Here is a 23,237-nt window from a genome sequence, read left to right on the forward strand (position 1 = left end):
CCTGTCTCTGGTCAGTTTGCTGGATACGATAAACCGGCTTCAGAGCCAATCATGAACCGCCGTGGTACGGAACCGTATGCCCGGTGGTGTGAGAGGACGGGGGAGGCAACTCCCCCTCCTACTCGATAAAGCGTCGTAGCGGGAGAGGATTGTCCGTTAATTTGGCAGGATCAGGCATTTATTCTGCGGCCAGGGCGCGTAATCTGTCCGGCAGCCGCGTGGACTTCCGCGTCTGGTGATCGAACCAGACGATCCTGGCATAGCCGTCAGCGTACTTGTCACCGGTCTCGCTGTCATGAAGCTCGTAGAAGGTCTCCAGACTGCTGTTGCCGGCCTTTCCGACGTAGGTCCTGATGGTCACGGTTGAGGGATAATTCAGCTCCTTCAGGAAGGTGGCGCTGGTCTTGATGATGACCGGCCCGGTGCCGTCCGGAAGGTTGCGCAGGTTCTCGGAATCCAGCCACGTGATACGGGCTTCTTCAAAAAAGCGGAAATAAACCGTATTGTTGGCATGCCCGTAGGCATCCATATCTCCCCAGCGCATGGGAATGTCCAGGGAGTGGACGAGACGACCGAACTCTGACATGGCTTGTCTTTCCTCATTGGAGCTGTTTGTTTCTGTTGCCCGCCAGCGTCGAGAGACGCGATCCGGGGCAGCTTCAATTGCGGTATATGCGGATGACCGTATCCGGCGTGACGGGCTATTTTCGATAAAACTTGTTTGAAGTCAAAATATCAGGCTGCTAAATGAAATTCCTGACTGCTTTCGCCGGAGCCCGCCACCTACGTGTCGTGCTGGTTATCGTGACCGTTCTCGCCGCCAATCAGGCGCTGGCTCAGCAAGATAAACACCCCCAGGATGCTCGCGATCCCTGGGAAGGGTGGAACCGAAACGTGTACGCGTTCAACCAGTTTGTCGACGACTGGTTCCTGCGTCCCGTGGCGAAAGGTTATCGCTTCATCACCCCGGATTTTGTCGATAAGGGGGTCACCAACTTCTTCACGAACCTGGGCGAGCTGAACAACTTCGCCAACAGCGTGTTGCAGCTCAAGGGCGAATCGGCGGTCGTCGCCCTGGGTCGTTTCACCTACAACACCACTTTCGGTCTGGGTGGCCTGATCGATGTGGGCACGGCGTTCGGGTTGCCTGAACGCCCGGAGGACCTGGGACAGACCCTCGGCTATTGGGGAATGGGCAGCGGCCCCTATCTTGTGCTGCCGTTCCTGGGGCCGTCCACGGGGCGTGACTTCGGGGGGCTGGTCGGGGACCTGACGGTCATGCCCAGCACCTGGGACTATATCGATAGCCCGGAAAAATACTACATGCGCGGACTGCAGGCCGTGGACACGAGGGCGGATCTCATTCCGGCCGAGAGCTTTATCTCCGGAGACAGCTACACTTTCGTCAGGAGTGCCTATCTCCAGCGTCGCCAATACCTGATCAACGATGGCAAAGTTGAAAATGATCCGTTTGCCAACGACGATGGCGACGTGATGTTCGAGAATTTCTAGGCAGAACCGGTAGCCGAGTGCAGGGTGTTGGCTCCAGCAGGGGACGATGATGATTGCAGCCGGCAGGATCGAGACGTACCGCAAGCGCCTGGCCCAGGCGCCGAACTATGAGATGTGGAAGGCCGCTGCCCTCGAGTTGGACTATCTCGAGGGTAACGTTGAGTGGAAAGAGGAGAATCCGTCCGATCTCTATCACTACGAGCTCATCTTCGACCGGCTGACGCACCTGCGGGAATACCACCAGAACCATGATTATGAGCGTCTTCGCCGCGCGTTGCGCGAGGGACTTCACCATGATCTGGGCAACATGGGCAATCCCGCGCTCTATTCCCGTTCAAGGGTTGGAACCAAGCACCTGATCGAGACCTACATCAATCAGGTGTGCGAATCCCTCGATTTTCTCTGCGACCAGGCCATCCCCGGCTTTACCCCCGAAGCCAAGCTGCGCTTCTTCGAGGACACGCTGACCAGTTATGGACGGCCGGCGCTGTTGCTCAGTGGCGGGGCTTCACTGGGAACCTTCCACCTGGGGGTCATCAAGGCATTGTGGGAAAGAGGGTTGCTGCCACAGACCATTGCAGGCTCCAGTGTCGGGGCGATCATGGCCGGTATCCTGGGCACCCATACCGATGCTGAAATTCCCGAACTGTTCAATCCTGAGACCCATCACCTCAAGGCCTGGAAGTGGAACGGGCTGCTGCGGGGCATCAACGGCCAGGGTTTTATGGACCAGAAACAACTGATGGCCAACCTGCGCGCCAACATGGGTGAGTACACCTTCGAGGAAGCTTACGACCGGACCGGACGCTCCATCAACATCAGCGTATCGCCGGTGCAGGCCAACCAAAAACCCCGTCTGCTGTGCGATTATACGTCACCCTACCTGCTGGTCTGGAGTGCGGCGCTGGCCTCGGCGGCGGTCCCGGCCATCTTCCCGCCCGTCACCCTGATGAAGAAGGATCTGCGAGGCGCGGTCTTGCCGTACATGCCGCGCCTGAAGTTCGTTGACGGGTCGGTCGTCAGCGACCTGCCCATAGAGCGGCTGATGCATCTCTACGACGTCAACTTCACGATCGTCAGCCAGAGCAACCCGCACGTGGTGCCGTTTCTCAATCGGCGCGGCCGGGACGAGAAACTGGGTCTGCTGAAGCTGCCCATGCATGCGCTGAAATCCGAGATGCAATTCCATGGCCGTGGTCTGTTCGATTACCTGCGAAAGCGGGTTCAACCGGAGCTCTTCCGCCAGGTTTCCGGGCATCTCTATACCATCATGGCGCAGCGTTACTCCGGCGATGTCACCATCGCGCCGCATTATTCATGGCACCACTACATCCAGATGCTCTCCAATCCCTCCCCGGTGTTTATCCGCCAGATGATGCTGGAGGGCGAGCGGGCCACATGGCCCAAGATTTCCATGATCCGATCCCACGCAAAGATTTCCAAGACGCTGGAGCGTTGTATCCAGCGCGTACGCGACCGGATGCAGGGCTGTCGCGGCGATCTGAGGCTGGTGTCGTCACAGGATACCTGAACATGCCGGTTGGCGCGGCCCGGATCACCTGGATCACAGAAAGGTGCCACAAGTGGTGACATGTGGTGACAGTGATGAGAACGGGACGGTATCATACAGGGTTCCTGGCTATATCCCGTTACAGACTGGACACCCATGTACTACGAGTTTTTCGGCTTTCGGGAACCTCCATTCTCGATCGCGCCGGACCCCCGTTATCTCTATTTGAGCGAACGGCACAAGGAAGCGTTGGCGCACCTGATGTATGGCGTTCAGGGGCAGGGCGGGTTCATTGTTATTACCGGCGAAGTCGGGACCGGCAAGACCACCGTCTGCCGCTGCTTTATCGAGAACGTGCCCGAGAATGTCGACATTGCGCTGGTGCTCAACCCCCGGCTGTCTGCCCGGGAACTGCTGTCCAGTATTTGCGACGAGCTTGGTATTCGCCATCCCGCCGGCAGTTCCATCAAGCGCCTGATCGACCTGGTCAACCAGCATCTGCTGGATGCCCATGCCCGCGGACGCCACCCGGTGCTGATCATCGACGAAGCCCAGAACCTGTCGGCGGATGTGCTGGAGCAGTTGCGCCTGCTGACCAACCTGGAAACGGCAGAAAAGAAGCTGCTGCAGATCGTCCTGCTGGGGCAGCCGGAACTGCAGGAGATGCTGGAAACCCGTGAACTGCGGCAGCTCGCCCAACGGATTACCGCCCGCTACCATCTCGATGCCATCGACCGCAGCGAGTTGCCGGCGTACCTGCGCTATCGCCTGAGTGTGGCCGGCCAGCGCAGCGAGTTCTTCAATACCTCACGGATGGCCCAGCTCTATCGCCTGAGCGGCGGTATTCCCCGCGTGATCAACCTGATCTGTGACCGGGCGCTGCTGGGCGCCTACTCGGAAGGCACCCATGAGGTTACCCGCGACCATATCGCCCAGGCGGCCCGTGAGGTCCTGGGGCGGCCCCATCCGCTCCTGCCGGTCAACAAGCTGAAGCTAGGCTATGTCGCGGCCGGTGCTGCGGGCCTGATGCTGGCGCTGATTCTTGGCTGGAATGCCGTTGACCCCTTGAGTCCCGGGTCGGCGGAACCCGTCGCTGGCGCGGCCGAGGCAGCGACGGTCCCAGAAGATGCACCGGCAGCCGCTCCGCAAGGGGGATCGGAAACCGTTGCTGACGTCGTGGCCGACACCACCGACCCGGTCGCCGAACAGGATCCCAACCCGCCGGCGGCGGACGGCCAGGTCGTCAAGGCGGTTGCCGAGCAGCCCTTTACCGGCAATCCCAACGGTGCCAATGGCGATGGCAATGTGCCGCAGAACTGGCTGTCGCTGGCCGAGGATGCCGGGCGCGATCAGGCCGAGGCCTACTCCCAGCTGTTTGCCCGCTGGGGATTCGATTACGATGTCCACCAGTATCACTACGCCTGTGACTTTGCGGAAACGGTCGGGCTGAGCTGCCTGCATCGCCGGGGTAACTGGCGCAGTGTCGAACAGCTCAACCGGCCGGTGATCCTGAAACTGTTTGATGACAAGGGCGACCCGCGCTACGCCACGCTGATTGGTCTGGAAGGGGATGAGGCCAAGTTGATGCTGGGCGAGCAGACGCTCGATCTGTCGACGGACCTGGTGGATCGTTACTGGCTGGGGGATTATTCACTGGTCTGGCGCCTGCCGCCTTATCGCTCCAGTCTGGTCCCGAACGACGAAGCGGTCGGCGAGGAGGCTTGGCTTAGCGCCAAGTTGATGCAGTTGATCAGCACGCTGGAAAGCAACGTCAGCAAGCAGGACGAGCTGATGGCCGCCAGCCTGAAGGACCAGATAGCCTGGTACCAGTCGCTCAAGGGGCTGATCCCGGACGGCATTGCCGGCGCCAAGACCCTGATCCAGATGAATTCCGACCTGTACCCCTCGATTCCACGACTTTCACCCGCGCGCCGGCAGACGGCGGAGGTTCATTGATCGCATGTCGTATATTCTCGATGCGCTCCGTAAGTCCGAAAGCGACCGCCAACAGGGACGGGTGCCGGATCTAGCCCAATCCGTGCAGATGGTCCACAAACCCCGGCGCCGGTCGATACCCGTCGGCAGCTGGGTGGCGCTGGCGCTGCTGTTCAACGGGTTGATCCTGGCGGCCATTTTCTGGCCGGGAAGCGGGTTCCTGGCAACCTCCGTGGACAAGCAGGGGACCGTTGCCGCGTCTGTCAAGCAGACTCCGGAATCCAGCACCGCTGATGCGGCCAGTGAGAACGGGTCGCGCTCGGAGCCCTCCGGGGCCGCACAGGAGAAAACGGCCGACGCCCCGGAGGTGATTGAGCCTGAGCCTACCGTCATCAAACCCTCGACGCCGAGTCAGGAGCCCGCACCCACCTACGCCGAGAAGGCGTTCCCGGAGGCTGGCAGCGCCGCAACCGATTCCGACGAACCCACGCTGATCGTCCCGTCGCAGTCCGATGCCTCCACGCCCGCGTTGCCGGCTTCGAATTTCGATTTTGCCGATGGACCTCCGGTGGAGCACCTGGTTGAGAAACCGATCGCCTTCCAGCGCAAGATTCCCGACCTGCATTTCAGCAGTCATATCTACGCGTCGGATCCCGCTGCCCGGCGGGTGATGATCAACGGCAACTACCTGCGGCCGGGCGACAGTTTCTCCGGTATCCGGGTGGAGGCGATCACCTCCGACGGGGTGGTCCTGAGTGCCTATGGCGAGACCTTCCGTGTGGGTGTCGTCCGCGATTGGACCAGTCCCCGCTAATGGCCCTGAACGACGACGTCAAACAGCGTATCCAGCAGGGTTACCGGGATCTCCTGAACGGCAAGTCCGTCAAGGCCCGCTATGGCCAGCGGCTGATGATTGCTGAGATTGCCCGTTACCTGGGTGGGATTACCGAGGACGATGGCGAGCGCACATCGCCGGCATCGGCCTGCGTGGTGGAAGCGGGCACTGGTACCGGCAAGACGTTGGCCTACCTGCTGGCCGCCATCCCCATGGCGCAGGCGCTGGGCAAGAAGCTGGTGATCTCCACCGCGACGGTGGCCCTGCAGGACCAGATCGTACAGAAAGACCTGCCGGACCTGCGCCAGCACACCAAACTGGACTTCGACTGGACGCTGGCCAAGGGCCGGGGGCGATACCTGTGCCTGTCGCGCCTTGAGGGTCGCCTGCACGACGAGGGCGTCCAGGACAGCGACACCATGCCCCTGTTCCTGCTGGACAAGGAGCAGGAAGACGAGCCCGGCACGCGGGAGTTCTTCGAGGAAATGCTCGGTCAGTACGCTTCCCGCAACTGGGATGGCGACCGCGATCACTGGCCCCAGCAGATTCCGGATGACATCTGGCGCCAGGTGACCACCGATCACCGGCAGTGCACCAACCGTCATTGCAGCTATTTCGATACCTGTGCCTTCTTCGAGGCCCGCAAGGGCGTCGACGAGGTGGATGTGATCGTCGCCAACCACGACCTGGTGCTGGCGGACCTGGCGCTCGGGGGCGGGGCGATCCTGCCCAGGCCGGAAGACGCCGTGTTCATCTTCGATGAGGCCCACCACCTGCCGGACAAGGCGCTCAATCACTTCGCGGCCTCGGTGTCGCTGAACGGCACCCGCAGCTGGCTGAAACAACTGGCCCAGGTCATCGTCAAGATGAAGCCGCACCTGGCTCCGGCGTCCCATGCCTCCAAGACGCTCGACCGCATCAGTGAGGCATCCCGCGACTACGACGCCTTGCTGGGCCAGGTCTTTGAACTGGCCGACAAGAGCGTTGAGTGGACCTTCGAGGACGACCGGAACAGCGCCCAGTGGCGTTACCCCGACGGCGAACTGCCGGAGGATATGGCGCGGGCGGCGGTCGAAGCGGGTACCGCCAGCGCCACCCTGACTCGTCAACTGGGCGTGCTGGTCGATGAGATGCAGAAGGCATTCGATGAGAAGCGCGATCACGACGTGGACCGCCAGACCGCCGAGGCCTGGTTCCCGGTGGTGGGTGGCCTGCACAGCCGGGCCGAGGACCAGCACCGCCTCTGGATGGCCTGGCAGGCCGCCCGGGAAGAGAAGGGGCCGCCACCGGCACGCTGGGCGGTGCGTCAGCGGTTCGACCACAGCGAGGACATTACCTTCTACAGCAGCCCGGTCCTGGCGGACAGCCTGCTCTATGGGCGCCTCTGGTCGCGGGCCTATGGCGTGATCCTGACCAGTGCCACGCTGACGGCGCTGGGCAGGTTCGATCGCCTGCGAAGCCGTGCCGGCCTGCCGGAAGCCAGCAAATACCTGGTCGTTCCCAGCGCCTTCCGTTACGGTGACATGGCCTCGGTGGAGGTGCCCGCCATGTCGGCGTTGCCGACGGATGCCGACGCTTTCACCGAGGCGCTGGTGGAGCGTCTTCCCGAGCTCTGGGAGGACGGTTTGGCCACACTGGTCCTGTTCACGTCCCGCCGCCAGATGAACGCGGTGCGCGACAAACTGGCCCCGGCGTGGCCGGAGCTGATTACCACCCAGGACGACATGGCCAAGGGGGAAGTCCTGCGGCATCATCGCGAGCGCATCGATGCGGGGCATCGTAGCGTGCTGTTTGGCGTGGCGAGTTTTGCCGAGGGGATCGACCTGCCGGGCAACTACCTGCAGCATGTGGTCATCACCCGGCTGCCGTTTGCGGTTCCGGATGACCCGATCGATGCCAGCCTGGCGGAGTGGGTGACGGCTCGCGGTGGCAATCCCTTCATGGAAATCACCGTGCCGGATGCCTCGATTCGCCTGGTTCAGGCGGCAGGCCGCCTGCTACGAACGGAACAGGATACCGGCCGCATCACCATCCTGGATCGCCGGATCGTCACCCGCCGCTACGGCCAGCTCCTGCTGGATGCCTTGCCGCCATTTCGGCGGGTTATCACCTGATCCAATGGCGTCGGCCCGTGGCGGAAGCGGGGGCCGGCGTTACTTCCCGCAAACAAAAAAAAGGCGTTAATCCAATCGGAATAACGCCTTTCGAGAAACAGGGCTCTGACTTGATGACCCTGGAATAAGCAACACGGAACATGGAATCCAAAGGCCTGAAGTTTCAGATTCCGTGGTGAGGTTTCCCTCACCGTCGAAATAATAATAGAGGGAGTAGGGGCGTAGGCGGATCGTCCAAAGGGCGTAGTGGGGCGAATAAATTCGAATAAAGTGTGACGCTCGTCACAAAATACCCAGCCGGTCAGTCCAGTAATTCCAGCTGCCGCGCCCGCGCCAGCGCCTCCGTCCGGCTTTTCACCTGGAGTTTCCCATAGAGGTTGCGGATGTGCGCCTTGACGGTCGTGCCGGCGACATCCATACGCACCGCGATCTCCTTGTTGGCGAGCCCTTCGTTGATCAGTTCCAGGACTTCCGTTTCCCGCGCACTCAGGGGTTCGACCAGTCCTTCCGCCCGGGATGGTGCGGAGGGTGCAGCGCTTGGCGTACTGGCCGGCAGCAGCTCGAGAAGGTGCTCCAGGAAGGCGCCATCCACCTGTTGCCGACTCATCTGCCGGAGCAGGGAGTGGACCTGCGGGCTTTCTTCGACGAACGTGCGGTAAAGCTGTTCACGGGCCGCGCGCTTCAGGGCCTCTGACAGCACCGGGAGGGCTTCCTGCGCCTTGCCCTCAGTGGCCAGCGCGTCGGCATAGACCGTCAGCACTTCGATCAGGTGCTTATGGTGTTGCCCGGTTTCCGTCGACAGCCGCAGGGGCGTAAGCAGAGGCGTGGCCTCATCGGGACGACCAAGGGCGATCAGCACCCGGGCCGCCGTAATGGTGTCCTGCTCGGCGTTGAGAGGGTTGCGGAAACGGTCCGGGTGGCGTGCCTCCAGCCATTCCCGGGCGGCCTCCGTGTGCCCCTGGGCGAGCTGCACACGCGCCTTGAGGGCCGTCAGGTTCGGTGGTTCGAAGACGATGTGCTCCCGCCGTCGTTCGAGTACGGACAGGGCATCGTCAAGCGCCTGGACCGCCAGTCCGTAGTCGCCGCGAGTGAAGGCGAGCCGGGCGCGGGCGTACTGGATGATCACGTGCTGGCCCGGTTCTGTGCCGTTTTCCAGGTGACTCATTAACGGGGCCAGGTGGGTATCCGCCAGTTCCAGTTCGTCCCGCTCACGGTAGATCTCGATCAACGTGCAATTCTGCCAGCAGGAGATCAGTTTGGGCTGCTTGGGATCGGTGTAGTGGCGATCGATCCACTTGCGGATGCTGACACAGCTTTCCAGCGCCTGTTCGATCTGCCCGCGATTGAACTGGATCCAGGCCAGGAGCCCGCCGCTGGAGAGAACGGTCGACGGTTTTCGCTCGATCTGGCCGTGGGATACGGCCGACTGCAGGGCTTCCTCGGCGGCGGGCAGGTCACCCCGGCCGAAATAATCCAGTCCCAGACCGTAATAGGTGACGGACTTCAGGGGAATCTGGGTGTGGTCAATGTCCCGCAGCACCTGCTGCGTCAGGTCAGCGGCACTCTTGAGGTCGCTGCGGGTGCGGGCAAGGTAGGATCGGATCAGCGCCATTTCGCTTTGCAGGGCCAGGGCGCCTTCGGCATCCGGATGCGAGTCGGCTACGCGGCGATCCAGCAGGTCTTCCAGTCGCTCCAGTCTTGGTTCGATGGCATCCAGCCTGTTGGCGAAGAAATGGCCCCAGATCCGGAGCATCGACAGTCGCGGACTGCTTTCAACGGTGCCGTCCGGCAGCTTGTCGAGCCAGTCCAGCACCGGCAGGTGAAAGCCGCCATGGATCAGGTTGTTGCCGTGTTGCTCCAGCACGCCCGCCAGCCATTCCCAGTCCTGCAACTGCACCAGTTGGGCGATCGCTTCCTGGATGTGGTCGTGCTCCAGGAACCAGGTGACGGCCCGTGACTGCAGGGTCTGGATGCGCTCGGGCTGGGTCTGTTGCAGTCGCTGGAACAGGGCCTCCCGGAACAGGTCGTGATAGCGGAACCATTCGTCGCGGGTGTCCAGCGGAATCAGGAACAGGTTGCGCTGGCTCAGGGACTCCAGCATGGCCTGGCTGTCCGTCGATTCGCGCACGACGTTACACAGGGAGGCGGTAAGCCGGAGACAGCAGGCGGTATCCAGCAGGAAAGCCGCGACGGCCTGCGGCTGCTGGTCGAGGATCTCGCTGAGGATGTAGTCGTTGATCTGGCGTGACGTCTCGGGCACTGGGTTCGGGGGTGGTGTGCCGTCATGGCCGACACCGTCACGCTGGGAGAGCGCGCTCAACTGCATGGCCGCTACCCAACCCTCGGTCTTCTTCCAGATGCGATGGGCTTCCTTCTCGGACAGATCCAGCGCCATGCACTCATTAAAGAAGCGTCGGCACTCGTCCTCGGAAAAGGCCAGCAACTGCGGGTGGATATCGTCCACCCACTGGCGGACCCGCCACTTGGCCACCGGCAGGTCGGGCTCGGTTCGGGAGATCAGCACAACGGTCATCCCGGGCGGCAGATAGCCGATCAGGTAGGCCAACTGGCGATGGATGTCCGGATCCTGAATCTGATGGTAGTCGTCGATGACCAGGTTGAGCCCCTCGCCGGCACTGTCCACCAGGGCGTTGATCAGTCCGGTGATGGCGCCTTCCAGTTCATGGCTGGCGTAGGTATTGAAGGCCTTCTGGCAGGGTTCGAGCTGGGCGAAGCCGGCGTGGATCAGTGCCCCCGTGACGTACTGCCAGAAACGCCGGGGATCGTCGTCGTTCTCATCGAGGGAAAGCCAGGCGACCGGCAACGTCTGGTCGGCACACCACTGGTTGACCAGTGTCGTTTTCCCAAAGCCGGCGGGGCCAATCACCAGGTCCAGCCGCTTGCCCGGGCGCCGTTGGAGGATCTGCAACAGTCGCTCGCGGCGAACGGCCCGGGCGTCGGCGGCGGGTCTCAGGAATTTGGTGGTCAGCAACATCGGGTGCGTGCGAATCCGCTTTTCTGGTGAAGCATGGGCGATTCCTGGAACGATCGATGTCTGCCAGCGAGCGGCATTCACCGGTCGTTGCCTGTGGGCGGTCCGGCATGAGTACCGGCCGACTTACCGATTGTCGGCCTTAACGTAGGGAAGTCAAGATGTTGCCGGGCCGGATAGCCATTCGCGGTGACCGGTAGGACCCGCGGATCGGAGGCAAGTTCCGGGCCCGGTTCAGAAGAAGGTGTACTTCAGCCCGATCGCCATCAGGATGGCGGCCAGGGTGGATTGCAGCACACGGTTCGGCAGCTTGCGGGCGATCCGGGTGCCGATCTGGATGGCGGGGATCGAGCCAATAAGCAGCGCGCCGAGCAACTGCCAGTCGATGTTACCCAGTTGCCAGTGGCCCATGCCGGCGATAAAGGTCAGCGGCACGGCATAGGCCAGATCCGTCCCGACGATACGGACGCCGGTCAGCCGGGGATAGAGCATCATCAGGATTGCCGTACCGAACGCGCCGGCGCCGACGGACGACAGGGTAACGGCGACGCCCAGGAAAATGCCGGCCAGCGTGGTCAGTCCGTTGCGATGGCGGACCACGAAGCTGTCGTTGGTTTCCAGATCACGATGGCGCAGGAGCCAGGGCCGGAAAATCAGCACCACCGAGGTCAGGATCAGCATCGTCCCCAGCATGGACACCAGCAGGTTGCGGTAATCCTCCGGATTCGTGAAAAAGTGGGACAGGAGCACGATCGACAACAGCGACGCGGGTACGCAACCCAGCAACAGGCGGCGGACGATCGGCCATTCGATGGTTTTCTGGCGATGGTGGGTGAAAACGCCGGTCCCCTTGGTGATGGCGGCGTAGATCAGGTCGGTACCGATCGCGATATGGGGCGGGAATCCGAACATCAGCAGCAGGGGCGTCATCAACGACCCGCCACCGACGCCGGTGAGGCCGACGGCAAGACCGACACCCGCACCTGCAAGAATATAAAAGACGATATCCATAAATTTTGATCTACACTGAAATCCGTGAGCCGTCGAAAAACCAGCTGAACCGGCAGCGCTGGTGGCCTGGATAATGATGACAACAACGAGGAATGCCGCCGCCGGGAAATCCGTTGCATCCGGAGGGTTTCAACTGTAGACCTTTGGATCTATTCTTAAAAAGAATTATTACTTATATTTTTATGCAAATAATAACGACGATGGAGCGAGACGGTCGATGAAATTACAGCAGCTGCGCTACATCTGGGAGGTAGCGCATCATGATCTGAATGTGTCCGCAACAGCGCAGAGCCTGTTCACTTCGCAACCCGGTATTTCCAAACAGATCCGTCTGCTCGAGGATGAACTGGGGGTGGAAGTCTTTGCCCGTAGCGGAAAACACCTGACGCGTATTACCCCGGGCGGCGAAACCATTATTCGCGAAGCCGGGGAAATCCTGCGCCGAGTGGAAGGCATCAAGAAGATCGCCCAGGAGTTCAGCAACCAGCGGAAAGGCGACCTGAGCATCGCCACAACGCATACACAGGCGCGCTATGCGCTGCCGCCGATCATCCGGGGCTTTATCGAGTCCTATCCCGAGGTGTCCCTGCACATGCATCAGGGGACGCCCATGCAAATCTCGGAAATGGCCGCCAACGGCGCGGTGGACTTCGCCATCGCCACGGAGGCGCTGGAGTTGTTCAACGACCTGATCATGATGCCGTGCTACCGCTGGAACCGGAGCATCATCGTTCCCAGGGATCACCCGCTGACCCAGTGCCGGCCGCTGACGCTGGAGGCTGTCGCGGAGTACCCGATCGTGACCTACGTCTTCGGCTTTACCGGACGTTCCCGCCTGGACGAGGCTTTCCAGAGCAAGGGGCTGACCCCAAAGGTGGTGTTTACCGCGGCCGATGCGGATGTGATCAAGACCTACGTCCGGCTCGGGCTGGGGGTTGGCATCATCGCCAGCATGGCCTTCGACGAGAAGACCGACAGCGACCTGGTGGCCCTGGACGCACGCGACCTGTTTGCACCGAGCATCACCAAGATCGGCTTCCGCAAGGGCACCTTCCTGCGAGGCTACATGTACGACTTTATCGAACGCTTTGCGCCGCACCTGACCCGGGAAATGGTGGACGAAGCGACCCACCAGTCCAACCGGGCGGACGTTGAAGCCCTGTTCGAAGGTATCGAGCTACCCACTCACTAGTCGGTTGCCCGATTCGAAAACAAGGAAGGCGGGATGGATGTCCCGCCTTCTTTATATCGGTCAGGCTGCTTTCCTTACTTGTCGCTGGCAATCAGGTTGCCGGCGTGCAGTCCGCATTCCTTGTGAGTTGCTTCCTCCCACCACCAGCGGCCCTCGCGCTCGTGCTGTCCCGGCAGCACCGGGCGGGTGCAGGGCTGGCAGCCGATGCTGATAAAGCCTTTCTCGTGCAATTCGTTGTAGGGCGCCTCCGTCATGCGGATGTAATCCCACACGTCCTTGGAGGTCCAGTTGGCCAGCGGATTGAACTTGACCAGCTGTTTTTCCGGCGTGGAGAACGCATCGTCGACCTGCACCACCGGCACATCGTTGCGGGTGCCGGGGCTCTGGTCCTTGCGCTGGCCGGTAATCCAGGCATCCACCGTAGCCAGCTTGCGGCGCAGTGGATTGACCTTGCGAATGCCGCAGCATTCCTTGTGGCCGTCCTCATAGAAGCTGAACAGCCCCTTCTTGGAGACCAGTTCCTCCACTTCCGCCGCGTCGGGGAAGAGGACCTCGATATCGATGTTGTAGTGCTTGCGCACTTTCTCGATAAAGGCGTAGGTTTCGGCGTGGAGCCGGCCGGTGTCCAGTGTGAACACCTTGAGGTTGTCGGTCAGCTTGTGGGCCAGCTCGATCAGCACCACGTCTTCAGCCCCGCTGAAGGACACGGCGATCGAATCATAGCTCCCCAGCGCGTGCTTCAGGATCGCACGCGGTGACTGGTCGCTCAGTCTCTCATTCAGTACTTTTATGGATTCCATTACAGTCATCGTGTCAGTAGATGTGCAGAGAACATACCACCGGGACCGGCCAATCAAAAGTAACCAGCTTTCATAAGGTTATATCCGCGATGCAATTCCTGTCGCATTTTCATATGATAGGGCCCGCTCCGGCGCCGGCTGTTGAGGAGCCGAAGGTGTGTCGGAAGTGCTTGTTTTGAACCATTGCCCCTGCCGGGCTGATGACCGAATTGAAAGAGGAGTGTCCTGTGGAACTTGCCTGCCTGGATCTTGAAGGGGTGCTGATCCCCGAAATCTGGATCGCCTTCGCCGAAAAAACCGGCATCGAAGAACTGAAGGCGACCACCCGGGACATCCCCGACTACGATGTGCTCATGCAACAGCGCCTGCGACTGTTGGACCAGCATGGCTACGGCCTGCCTGAGATCCAGGAGGTCATCGGTACCCTCGACCCGCTGCCGGGTGCGCGCGAGTTCATCGACTGGCTGCGCGAGCGTTTCCAGGTGGTGATCCTGTCCGACACCTTCTACGAGTTCGCCATGCCGCTGATGGCGAAACTGGGCCACCCGACACTGCTGTGCCACAAGCTGGAAGTGGACGACAAGGGCCGGATCACCGATTACCTGCTGCGCCAGAAAGATCCCAAGCGACAGTCGGTGCGGGCGTTCCAGCTCTTGAATTACCGGGTGATCGCGGCCGGTGATTCCTACAACGACACCACCATGCTGAAGCAGGCGGAAGCCGGCATCCTGTTCCACGCGCCGCAGAACGTGATCGACGAGTTCCCGCAGTTCCCGGCCGTCCATAACTACGACGACCTGCGCGAGAAATTCCTGGAGCTGAGCGAGCGCTACTGAGTTCGCTTAGAGATTTTCCAGCGTCTGCATCAGGCGCTGGACCTTGGTGACTGACTCCGCAAACTCGTCCGCCGGGTCGGAGTCAGCCACAATCCCGCCGCCACCCCAGCAACTGATCCGACCGTTGGGTTCCGCCAGCAGCGTGCGGATCGCAATGTTGCTGTCCAGAGAGCCGTCATTCCCGATCGAAAACACGCTGCCGCAGTAGGGCCCGCGCGCGCTGGGTTCCAGCTCATCGATGATTTCCATGGCACGTCGTTTGGGGGCGCCGGTAATGGAACCGCCGGGAAAAGCGGAGAGCAGGGCATCGAAAGCAAGGGTATCTGGCTTCAACTCGCCGGTGACGGTGCTGACCAGTTGATGGACGTTGCGGAAGCTCTCAATCTCGAACAGCTTCGGCACCCGCACGGAATGCGGCTTGCAGAAACGGGACAGATCATTGCGGATCAGGTCCACGATCATCAGGTTTTCCGCGCGGTCCTTCCTGCTTGCCGTCAGCTCGTCCCGGTAACGGGCGTCCTCCTGCGCCGATTCTCCGCGAGGGCGCGTTCCCTTGATAGGTTTGCTCTCAACCTGCCCGTCGCGAATATTCAGGTAACGCTCGGGCGAAATGCTGAGCACCTGATAGCGCCCTGTATCGATATAGGCCGCGTGCGGAACGGGAATGGCCTGCAACAAGGTTCGATAGGCCGCAAACGGTTGTCCTTCAAAAGCCGCCGTGAACTGCTGCGCGTAATTGACCTGGTAGCAATCGCCGGCGTGTATGTATTCCAGGATGCGCCGGATGGCACGGGTGTAGGTGGCCGGATCCTGTTGCGGGGTAAAGTGTGAGGTCAGGTTAAAGGCGGGTGCTTTCACGCCGGCAGGCAGTTGGCCGTCAATCATGGGCCGCAGTCGTTCCCGTGTTTCCGCCGAGCAGCGGTTGTCAACCAGCAGTGTCGCCGGTTCATCGCCGTCTACAGGCAGGTTGAGAGCCCATTCGTAATGGCCGACCCAGCCCAGATCGGGGAGTGCGTCGGACCGCTGCCGCGCGCGGAATCCCGGCACCGTCATATCGCCCGCATCGTAGTTCAGCACGCCGACAAGACCGCCACTGAAAGCGCCTGCAGTAACGTCCTTATCTGTTCCGCGGGAAAAGCCGGCTTCCGCTTGGCGGATTTCACCAACCACGTCGTTCCAGGCTTGCGGATCCCGGGGCAACACCCAGCTCTTGATCGGCCACGCGGATATAAAGGAAGAACCGCCCGGCCGGGCAACGTGACAGAAGCCCGCCTGGGTTGAGAGGTGATTCACCCAAAGTGCCGCATGTTTGGCAGAAACGGAAAAAGATCTGGGGGAAGATGACACAGTAAACCTGAATAGCTTGCGATTGCCGGCGCGGATTGGAAACGCATGATACCGCAATCGGATGGGCACAGGTGAAGCTAAAAGAACAATTCAATGGAGTACCGCATGCGAATGATCCAGACCTTCCTCAAAACAGTCTTCGCGATTTTCCTCATTTCTTCCCTGGTTCCTCTGGCCGTCCATGCTCAGGACAAACAGAACGGGATGTCCGAGAAAGAGTTGAAGGAATACGTCCAGGGACAGTTCGAGCAGATGTACAAGCGCGCGATGGAAAGTGCGTCATCCCGGCTTGAGAAGGGCGAGCCCATCAAGGCTTTCTCGGTGGTGACGGATCGGCAGGGCAATGTACGTCTCGTTCGACTTGAGGAAGCCGAGAAAATGAAGCCGGACGTCGCCCTGGAAATCATGCGTCGCAGTCTTCGGGCGATGGTCGAAAACGGAAAGATCGGGGCGACCTGCCTCGTTTATGTGGCTGCCAACCCGAACAAGGAAGCGGAAGCGAAGCAGGTGCTCGTTGCCGAGATGGAGCATGTCTTCGGGCCGACGTTGGCTGAAATCACGCCGTTTGCCAGGGAAGACGGCAAGATGGTCTTTGGCAAGGCGGTGACCGTGAAGTCCAGGCACTCGATCTTCAAGGTGCCCGAAAAGGACAAAAATGAGGAGCCGGCGGAATAATCATGTTTTGTCAGACAATGCGATTATTGGGACTGTGAATGTGGTCACGGATTCAACAGCCCCGGCCCACTACTCTTTAACGGTGCGGACACAAAACAAAACAATCCGCATTGGAACAACAACAATTTTCCGTTAAGGAGAACACTATGAAAGGCCTGAAGAAACTTGTACTGGCGACTGCTGTTGCCGCCGCTCCGTTCGCTGCCCATGCCGAGCTGAAGGCTCTGGATGACGGTGCGATGGGTAATGTCACCGGTCAGGCTGGTGTGACCATCGAGCTCGAAACCAAGGTCGATATCGGTGAAGTCCGCTACCAGGACGAAGGCACCTTCGCAATGACTGGCGTCTCCATCGGTGGCGGCAGCATCGTTGATGATGGTAACGGTGGCATCACCACAGACGGTCTCCTGGACGACCTGAAAATCGACATTGACGTCGCTGCCGACGGTGATGCACTGATTCATGTTGGTAACGTCAATGGCCAGGTGCCCATCGACTTCGCAGTAGCTGTGAACGAAGTCAGCCTGCGTGGCGACACCGACAGCACCCTGCTGGCCTCCAACATCGGCATCGTCGGTAATCTGGGCAAGCTGGACATCCAGGTTGACACTGCAACCGACTCCCTGATCACTGATGTGGCGTTCAACATCACCAACATGGATATGGACATCGACTTCCTGGGTGTGAACGTTCGCGGCATGCAGGTCATGGGTGGTCAGTTCTTCGAGCAGGTTGCGGCTAGCGGCCAGCCGACTGATGCGGCCGGTATGTTCGCGGCAGCGACTCTGACCATCGCCAAGACCACGGCGGCCGGTTCTACCAGCGGCGAAGCTCTGGGCATCAACGTGTCTGACTTCACCACGGATATCAATGTGGCCGAAACCAACATTGGCGGCGCCAACATCGGTACTATCCAGCTGGATAACCTGACCATCAGCAACACCAGCATGAAAGTATACGGTCACAACTAAGTTGATCGTTACCTGAGTGATACAGCGCCCCGCTTTGCGGGGCGTTTTTTTAGTCCAGGAAAAAGTATCGTAGATTGAGTTGACGCAGGAAGCTCAACCTACACCCCTGGAGCTTTTGCGACACCCTCAGTGCCATCGGGTACAAGATCAATAGCCACAAAAAAGCCAGTTCGAAGACTGGCCCATAAGAAAAGTCGGTTTTGTATAAACGCTACTGCGCATCCGGCACCGGAATAGAAAGATCGAACCCGCCACCAGCCCGCGGTGTTAGCACAATCCCTGCCTCATTAATCGACTGCGGCACCTGGATCTGATCCACCCCCGGCACGTTGCCAATCGAAAAATTCACATTCTGCCCGTCGAAACCCAGGCTGAGCTGATCGTTCAGGAAGCTTTGCGTGAAGGGCTCATCCGGAATCTGGACCTGGCGACCGTAAACCAGGGTCGGAACGCTGGGAATGATGTAGGGCGCAGGCTGCGTTTTCTCGACCTGATCCAGCGGGAACAGTAGTGTACGGCGAATGAATTCCTGTTCGGCGTTGGCCAGGGCCGATTCCTCATCCTCATCGCGGGTCTTGCGTAGGATGTAGGCTTCGGCCTGTTCGTCGGATTCGAGGATGGCCGGCTCGCCCGGGGAAATGGTGAGCGAACGGATCACCCGCTGTTTTTCTTCCTCGGACTTCTGTCGGGCCCGCGGTACGACGATAATCGCGGAATCCTCGATGTACGTATCCACCATCTCGTCGGAGGTCATGGACTCGACGCCAGCCCAGGCGGGCAGCGTCACGGCGCCGGCAACGGCGGTCGCCAGTAGTGTGCGGGTTAACATTGCGGGGCTCCTCTGGGGAGAAACAGGACGTCCTCTGGTAGAGTATTTGAGGTGGAACGGGTGTTTTCAAGCGGTTTTTGGTGAATATGTGACCACGTTTGTGCGGCGGAGCCGGGATTTCTGAACAAATGATAAAAAGTTTGCGACAGCGCTGGCGCCGCTGGGTGAATCGGCGGATTCCCCGGGCGGACGAGCAGACGTTCACCCAGAACAACATCTTTATCCTGCCCTCCGGTGCCGGCGTGGTGTTCGGCGCGTTGCTGGTCATCATGCTGCTGACCGGCATTAACTACCAGAACAGCCTGATCTACCTGCTGACGTTCGTGCTCGGGGCGATTTTCGTGGCCGCCATGCATCAGACCCATCGTAACCTGGCGGGTTTGCAGCTGGCTCTGGTCAGCGCGGGTGAGGCCTTTCCGGGGAGCCCGGTCGTTTTCCGCCTGAGGGCCAGCGCCAGGCAGCAGTCGTACAGCCTCCTGTTGCGATCGGATCCGGAAACGCCTGTCAGCATCGATGTGGGCCCGGACGGCCCCGTGGAATTCGATATGACGACTGTGGCCCGTCGACGGGGCCCGGTCCGGCTACCGGACATTCGGGTGGAGACCCGGTTCCCGTTCGGCCTGCTGACCGCCTGGTCCTGGATGCGCCTGCGCAGTCCGGGCCTGTGCTATCCGAAACCGGTGACGCCACCCTACGATGCCGGAGGCGACGATGACGGTGACACCGCACAGTCGAAGAAAGCCGCCGATCCCGATCATGCGGATATCCGGCCCTGGCGGCGAGGGGACCTGAGCCAGCGGGTACTCTGGAAGCGCTATGCGCGAACCGGGGAGATGGTGATTGCGGAATGGGAAGGCGAGCAGGGCAATCCCGTGTGGCTGGATTATGATGCTTTTCCCGGGGCCGACAGGGAGTTGAGGTTGAGTTATCTCGCGGCCCTGGTGGAGTCCCGAAGCCACGCCCATCAGCCCTACGGATTGCGGTTGCCTGGCTTGAAGATCGATCCGGACACGGGCCCGGTACACCGTCAACAATGCCTGCATGCGCTGGGCTCCTGTGGCTTTGAGGCGCCGGAACGCGGTGTGTCTTCAGCGTCATCCGCTGCGGCGGATTACCTCGGGAGCACGGTATGACGGAGACGGTGCCGAAAGACACCATTCCGGCCAAGGCGCTGGTCTGGTTGCTGGTGAGCTTCGGGTTGCTGCTGGTCCCGCAATGGGACCGCCTGCCGCCCTGGCTGATTGCGGCCTGCTCGGTGCTGGCCCTCTGGCGTTGGCTGGGACAGGGCGGTCGGTTCGGATTGCCGGGCCGATGGTTGCGGCTGGTCATCATGCTGGGCCTGATTGGGGCCTATGTGGCAACGGTGCATGGCCGGTTCACGGTGGAGACGGCGGCGTCGTTCTTTGTCCTGGCGGTCGGGCTCAAGTGGCTGGAAACCCGCACGTCCCGGGATTTCTACGTGTTGTTCTTCATCCTTTGCTACCTGGCCGCGGTGAATTTCCTGTTCCAGCAGGGCGTGCTCTGGTCGCTGTTGAACCTGACAGCCACTTTCGTACTGCTGGTCGGGTTGCAGTTGCTGAACGCGCCGCAGGCGCCGAATGCGCTCAAGGCTGGCTGGAAACGATTGGGCGGTCTGCTGCTGAAAACATTGCCACTGGTGGTGTTGCTGTTTATTTTCTTTCCGCGCATGGCGCCACTGTGGAGCGTGCCGCTGGTATCCGGTCAGGCCAGAACCGGTCTCTCCGACCAGATGGCGCCCGGCAGCATCTCCAGCCTGGCGCAGAGCAGCGAGCGGGCCTTTCGCGTCACGTTTGGGGGCGAGATGCCTCCACCGCGCGAGCGTTACTGGCGTGGGTTGATTCTCGACCGTTTTGACGACGGCAAATGGACGCAATGGCAGCCGGAACCGAGCCGGCCCGCCGGGCGGGTCCTGTCGGACGGCGGCGTGGGAGCGCTCAAGGCTGACGAATACGATGTGCTGATGGAGCCGACCTACCAGCGCTGGGCGTTTGGGCTGGACGATTCCCGGGCGGTTTCCCGGAACGTGGAAGAAACAGCTAACGGATTATTCCGTTTCCGTCGTCCGGCGGATACGGCTGTGCGTTACCGACTGGCGCGGACGGACCCGAAATCCAATGTACAAACGCTGTCCCAACTGGATCGACAGCGCTACCTGCACCTGCCGCCGAAGGGTAATCCTCGAGCGCGCGCACTGGCGCAGTCGTTACGTCAGGAGCACGATTCGGATCGGGGTTTCGTAAACGCCATCTTGCAGCGATTCCGAAATCAGGCCTACTTCTACACGCTCAGACCACCCAAAATGCCGGATAACAGCATTGATACGCTGTTGTTCGAGGCCAAGCGGGGCTTTTGCGCGCACTACGCGTCGGCTACCGCGTTCCTGCTGCGGGCGGCCGGCATTCCGGCGCGCATTGTTATGGGCTACCAGGGCGGCAGTCCCGGCGAGGATGGCCGGTATCTGATCGTTCGCCAGTACGATGCCCACGCCTGGGTGGAAGCGTGGCTTCCGGATCGGGGCTGGGTCCGGGTGGATCCCACCGCGGCGATCTCGCCGGCGCGCATCGAGTCCGGCCTGCGCGAAGCCGTCGCCGATGAAGGATCCTTTCTGGAGAATGAGTGGGCGTCCCCGGCCAAATACGGCGATATCGCCCTGGTTCAATGGATGTCCCTGAAGCTGGATGCCATCAACTATCAGTGGCAGCGCTGGGTGGTGGGCTACCAGGGGCAGACCCAGATGAACCTTATGTCCCATTTGCCGGGCAACCCGTCGCTGCGGGATCTGGGGTATCTGTCTGCCGGGCTGGTGGGCGTGGCGGTGTTGCTGGCGGCCGCGTGGTCACTCTGGCGCCAGCGCAGTGGCCAATCAGCGGATCCGGTGCAGCGGCTGTTCAACGACTGGCTCCGGCTGTTGAGGCGCCAGGGCTTGGAGCCCCGGCCCGCCCGGACGCCTCTTGAGCTGGCCGCACAAGCGGCCAAAGCGGACCCGGAACGCGCCCGCATGCATCTGGCTTTTGCCCGGGCGGTCAACAATCACTATTATGGCTCGGGTTCATTCACTCCCGAAGATCGGCGCCGGTTGCGTTTCCTGTTGCGGCAGATGCGGCGCTGATGTCGGCGCCTTCTATTAACGGAATTGGTCGGAGATTGCCTTGTCCTCCTCGATAACCTCCATGCCCTGGCTGACCGATGCCTGGTCCCGGCTGGCCGAGCGCTGGCTCAGCGGACGTCTGCCCCATGCCATCCTGCTGGAAGGTCCGGACGGCATCGGCAAGTCGGTATTTGCCCGGGAGCTGGCCCAACGGCTGGTCTGCGAGGGAGCCGGAGAGGCCATCCAGGCCTGCGGGCACTGCAAGCAGTGCGAGCTGGTGGCCGCCGGCACGCATCCGGACATCCGGACCTACCAGCCCGAGGATTCGAAGGTGATCAAGGTGGACCAGGTGAGGGCACTGGGCGAGTTTGCGGTGGCTTCACCCCAGGTGGCGCATCACAAGGTCATCATCCTGGACAGCGCCGATCAGTTGAACATCAACGCGGCCAACGCGTTACTGAAGACGCTGGAAGAGCCGAATCGGGATGTCACCCTGATCCTTCTCCAGCAATCCGGCCGCCCGCTGCTGCCGACGATTCGATCCCGTTGTCAGTCGGTGTTGCTGGCGGGTCCGACACTGGAGCAGGCGCAGGCCTGGCTGGGAACGCAGGCTGCCCTTGAGGAGTCCCCGGCCGATGCTGAAACCCAGGCGCGGGCACTGCGGCTGGCCAGCGGTGCCCCGATCCGGGCGCTGGCGTTCCTTGCTCAGGGACATGTCGAAGCGGTTGACCAGTGTCTGGAGAATTTTCGGCAGTTCCTGAAATCGAAGCTGCCACCGGAGGACGCGGCCAGGCCTTTCGTCAAGCTGGGGCTCGAGACCACCTTGGGCCTGATGGAACGCTGGGCGGCCGACCTGGCACGGATCAGCGTTGGCGGCGCGCCGGAAAACCCGGAAGTGGCCGATATCCTCGGCTACCTGACCAGACAGAACCCGCCCCACCGGGCACACGGGATTCTCGCGCACATTGCGGAGGTCCGTGCCGGCTTGACGTACAACCTGAACGCCGAGCTGGAAACGGAACGCCTGCTGTTGCACTGGCTTGACCTGATGCCCCGGCGGCGGGCGGGTTAGGCGGGGCGGCAAAGGCAGCGCGAGTGTCGCCAAAATGCGTCACTTGCCGTGCTTCGACGCTTCGCCACCTGCTAACATTAAGGTAAATTTAGGGATTCAGGCTCCGTCAGCAGGCGGAGCCCAAAGAAACAAAGGTGATTTATGGGTCCAGGCTTTGGCGCGCGCAGCGGTATTCTGACACTCACCATCAAGGACAAGGCCGTGCTCTATGCGGCGTATATGCCGTTTATCAAGGACGGTGGGTTGTTCATTCCCACCCAGAAACAGTACCAGTTGGGTGATGAGGTGTTCCTGCTCCTGAACCTGATGGATGAACCCGAGAAGATACCGGTTGCCGGCAAGGTCGTCTGGATTACCCCCAAGGGCGCGCAGGGCAACCGGGCTGCCGGGATTGGTGTCCAGTTCAATGGCGATGATGAGAGCGCCAAGAACAAGATTGAAGCCTACCTGGCCGGTGCACTGGGCTCCGACCGGCCCACGCACACCATGTAAGGTCA

General features: G+C 61.1%; 19 protein-coding genes. 13 read left to right on the forward strand and 6 right to left on the reverse strand.

Translation table 11 applies throughout. The features are described from left to right. Positions 1-178 precede the first annotated feature (178 nt). Positions 179-586 (reverse strand): acyl-CoA thioesterase, encoded by a 408-nt coding sequence (locus EZI54_RS12660; protein WP_131482258.1) that lies wholly within the window; start codon positions 584-586, stop codon positions 179-181. Between the two features lie 161 nt (positions 587-747). Between EZI54_RS12660 and EZI54_RS12665 the strand changes: the two genes are divergently transcribed. The 5 genes from EZI54_RS12665 to dinG all read left to right on the forward strand — a co-directional run bounded on the left by EZI54_RS12665 (position 748) and on the right by dinG (position 7,906). Beyond that, the gene (locus tag EZI54_RS12665) at positions 748-1,512 is read left to right on the forward strand and encodes an MlaA family lipoprotein (RefSeq protein WP_131482259.1); all 765 of its coding nucleotides are present in this window, start codon (positions 748-750) and stop codon (positions 1,510-1,512) included. A gap of 46 nt (positions 1,513-1,558) precedes the next feature. Next, positions 1,559-3,043, forward strand: coding sequence for a DUF3336 domain-containing protein (locus EZI54_RS12670; RefSeq protein WP_242674452.1), 1,485 nt, complete (start codon positions 1,559-1,561; stop codon positions 3,041-3,043). Positions 3,044-3,178: 135 nt separating this feature from the next. Continuing rightward, a complete protein-coding gene (locus tag EZI54_RS12675) occupies positions 3,179-4,978 on the forward strand; it encodes an ExeA family protein (protein WP_131482260.1) in 1,800 nt (599 codons plus the stop codon). Between the two features lie 4 nt (positions 4,979-4,982). Beyond that, entirely contained in the window at positions 4,983-5,771 is a 789-nt protein-coding gene (locus EZI54_RS12680) for a general secretion pathway protein GspB (protein WP_131482261.1), read from the forward strand. After that, positions 5,771-7,906 (forward strand): ATP-dependent DNA helicase DinG, encoded by a 2,136-nt coding sequence (gene dinG, locus EZI54_RS12685; protein WP_131482262.1) that lies wholly within the window; start codon positions 5,771-5,773, stop codon positions 7,904-7,906. Before EZI54_RS12680 ends, dinG begins: the two co-directional genes overlap by 1 nt. Before the next feature lie 301 nt (positions 7,907-8,207). Here dinG and EZI54_RS12690 read toward each other — a convergent pair whose 3' ends face one another. Both EZI54_RS12690 and EZI54_RS12695 read right to left on the reverse strand, forming a co-directional pair. After that, positions 8,208-10,901, reverse strand: coding sequence for a winged helix-turn-helix domain-containing protein (locus EZI54_RS12690; RefSeq protein WP_131482263.1), 2,694 nt, complete (start codon positions 10,899-10,901; stop codon positions 8,208-8,210). Between the two features lie 231 nt (positions 10,902-11,132). Then, a complete protein-coding gene (locus EZI54_RS12695; RefSeq protein WP_131482264.1) occupies positions 11,133-11,909 on the reverse strand; it encodes a sulfite exporter TauE/SafE family protein in 777 nt (258 codons plus the stop codon). A gap of 217 nt (positions 11,910-12,126) precedes the next feature. On the opposite strand from EZI54_RS12695, the gene cysB reads away from it, so the two are divergent. Continuing rightward, positions 12,127-13,101: an HTH-type transcriptional regulator CysB gene (cysB, locus tag EZI54_RS12700; protein ID WP_131482265.1), complete on the forward strand. Its 975-nt coding sequence runs from the start codon at positions 12,127-12,129 to the stop codon at positions 13,099-13,101. A gap of 74 nt (positions 13,102-13,175) precedes the next feature. On the opposite strand, the gene EZI54_RS12705 is transcribed toward cysB, so the two are convergent. Beyond that, on the reverse strand, positions 13,176-13,910 hold the full coding sequence (locus EZI54_RS12705; protein WP_131482266.1) for a phosphoadenylyl-sulfate reductase: 735 nt from the start codon (positions 13,908-13,910) through the stop codon (positions 13,176-13,178). 218 nt (positions 13,911-14,128) lie between these two features. Here EZI54_RS12705 and thrH point away from each other — a divergent pair, with 218 nt between their 5' ends. Then, positions 14,129-14,737, forward strand: a complete 609-nt coding sequence (thrH, locus tag EZI54_RS12710) for a bifunctional phosphoserine phosphatase/homoserine phosphotransferase ThrH (protein WP_131482267.1) — start codon at positions 14,129-14,131, stop codon at positions 14,735-14,737. A gap of 6 nt (positions 14,738-14,743) precedes the next feature. Here the strand turns inward: thrH and pabB are convergent, their stop codons facing one another. Then, complete coding sequence (pabB, locus tag EZI54_RS12715) at positions 14,744-16,030, reverse strand: aminodeoxychorismate synthase component I (RefSeq protein ID WP_242674454.1); 1,287 nt, start codon at positions 16,028-16,030, stop codon at positions 14,744-14,746. 165 nt (positions 16,031-16,195) lie between these two features. Here pabB and EZI54_RS12720 point away from each other — a divergent pair, with 165 nt between their 5' ends. Both EZI54_RS12720 and EZI54_RS12725 read left to right on the forward strand, forming a co-directional pair. Further along, a complete protein-coding gene (locus tag EZI54_RS12720; RefSeq protein ID WP_131482268.1) occupies positions 16,196-16,759 on the forward strand; it encodes a hypothetical protein in 564 nt (187 codons plus the stop codon). A gap of 146 nt (positions 16,760-16,905) precedes the next feature. Further along, complete coding sequence (locus EZI54_RS12725) at positions 16,906-17,730, forward strand: DUF6160 family protein (protein ID WP_131482269.1); 825 nt, start codon at positions 16,906-16,908, stop codon at positions 17,728-17,730. 211 nt (positions 17,731-17,941) lie between these two features. On the opposite strand, the gene EZI54_RS12730 is transcribed toward EZI54_RS12725, so the two are convergent. Continuing rightward, positions 17,942-18,559, reverse strand: coding sequence for a hypothetical protein (locus EZI54_RS12730; RefSeq protein ID WP_131482270.1), 618 nt, complete (start codon positions 18,557-18,559; stop codon positions 17,942-17,944). 140 nt (positions 18,560-18,699) lie between these two features. Between EZI54_RS12730 and EZI54_RS12735 the strand changes: the two genes are divergently transcribed. From EZI54_RS12735 to EZI54_RS12750, 4 genes are all read left to right on the forward strand, one after another. After that, positions 18,700-19,692 carry a DUF58 domain-containing protein gene (locus tag EZI54_RS12735; RefSeq protein WP_165495748.1) on the forward strand — a complete coding sequence of 331 codons (993 nt, stop codon included), beginning with the start codon at positions 18,700-18,702 and terminating at the stop codon, positions 19,690-19,692. Continuing rightward, a complete protein-coding gene (locus EZI54_RS12740) occupies positions 19,689-21,689 on the forward strand; it encodes a transglutaminase TgpA family protein (RefSeq protein ID WP_131482272.1) in 2,001 nt (666 codons plus the stop codon). The genes EZI54_RS12735 and EZI54_RS12740 overlap by 4 nt, the downstream gene beginning before the upstream one ends. Before the next feature lie 40 nt (positions 21,690-21,729). Beyond that, complete coding sequence (gene holB / locus EZI54_RS12745) at positions 21,730-22,740, forward strand: DNA polymerase III subunit delta' (protein WP_341352854.1); 1,011 nt, start codon at positions 21,730-21,732, stop codon at positions 22,738-22,740. A 141-nt stretch (positions 22,741-22,881) separates the two neighbouring features. Then, positions 22,882-23,232 carry a PilZ domain-containing protein gene (locus EZI54_RS12750; RefSeq protein WP_123634379.1) on the forward strand — a complete coding sequence of 117 codons (351 nt, stop codon included), beginning with the start codon at positions 22,882-22,884 and terminating at the stop codon, positions 23,230-23,232. The last annotated feature ends 5 nt before the right edge of the window (positions 23,233-23,237 follow it).

The sequence above is a fragment of the Marinobacter halodurans genome, from assembly GCF_004327985.1.
In the GTDB taxonomy this organism is placed as follows: Bacteria; Pseudomonadota; Gammaproteobacteria; order Pseudomonadales; family Oleiphilaceae; genus Marinobacter_A; species Marinobacter_A halodurans.

What these genes read in the sequence shown, in the direction of transcription:
- EZI54_RS12660 (WP_131482258.1), bottom strand. Translation starts at nt 586, where the DNA reads ATGTCAGAGTTCGGTCGTCTCGTCCACTCCCTGGACATTCCCATGCGC.
- EZI54_RS12665 (WP_131482259.1), top strand. Translation starts at nt 748, where the DNA reads ATGAAATTCCTGACTGCTTTCGCCGGAGCCCGCCACCTACGTGTCGTG.
- EZI54_RS12670 (WP_242674452.1), top strand. Translation starts at nt 1,559, where the DNA reads ATGATGATTGCAGCCGGCAGGATCGAGACGTACCGCAAGCGCCTGGCC.
- EZI54_RS12675 (WP_131482260.1), top strand. Translation starts at nt 3,179, where the DNA reads ATGTACTACGAGTTTTTCGGCTTTCGGGAACCTCCATTCTCGATCGCG.
- EZI54_RS12680 (WP_131482261.1), top strand. Translation starts at nt 4,983, where the DNA reads ATGTCGTATATTCTCGATGCGCTCCGTAAGTCCGAAAGCGACCGCCAA.
- dinG (WP_131482262.1), top strand. Translation starts at nt 5,771, where the DNA reads ATGGCCCTGAACGACGACGTCAAACAGCGTATCCAGCAGGGTTACCGG.
- EZI54_RS12690 (WP_131482263.1), bottom strand. Translation starts at nt 10,901, where the DNA reads ATGTTGCTGACCACCAAATTCCTGAGACCCGCCGCCGACGCCCGGGCC.
- EZI54_RS12695 (WP_131482264.1), bottom strand. Translation starts at nt 11,909, where the DNA reads ATGGATATCGTCTTTTATATTCTTGCAGGTGCGGGTGTCGGTCTTGCC.
- cysB (WP_131482265.1), top strand. Translation starts at nt 12,127, where the DNA reads ATGAAATTACAGCAGCTGCGCTACATCTGGGAGGTAGCGCATCATGAT.
- EZI54_RS12705 (WP_131482266.1), bottom strand. Translation starts at nt 13,910, where the DNA reads ATGACTGTAATGGAATCCATAAAAGTACTGAATGAGAGACTGAGCGAC.
- EZI54_RS12720 (WP_131482268.1), top strand. Translation starts at nt 16,196, where the DNA reads ATGATCCAGACCTTCCTCAAAACAGTCTTCGCGATTTTCCTCATTTCT.
- EZI54_RS12725 (WP_131482269.1), top strand. Translation starts at nt 16,906, where the DNA reads ATGAAAGGCCTGAAGAAACTTGTACTGGCGACTGCTGTTGCCGCCGCT.
- EZI54_RS12730 (WP_131482270.1), bottom strand. Translation starts at nt 18,559, where the DNA reads ATGTTAACCCGCACACTACTGGCGACCGCCGTTGCCGGCGCCGTGACG.
- EZI54_RS12740 (WP_131482272.1), top strand. Translation starts at nt 19,689, where the DNA reads ATGACGGAGACGGTGCCGAAAGACACCATTCCGGCCAAGGCGCTGGTC.
- EZI54_RS12750 (WP_123634379.1), top strand. Translation starts at nt 22,882, where the DNA reads ATGGGTCCAGGCTTTGGCGCGCGCAGCGGTATTCTGACACTCACCATC.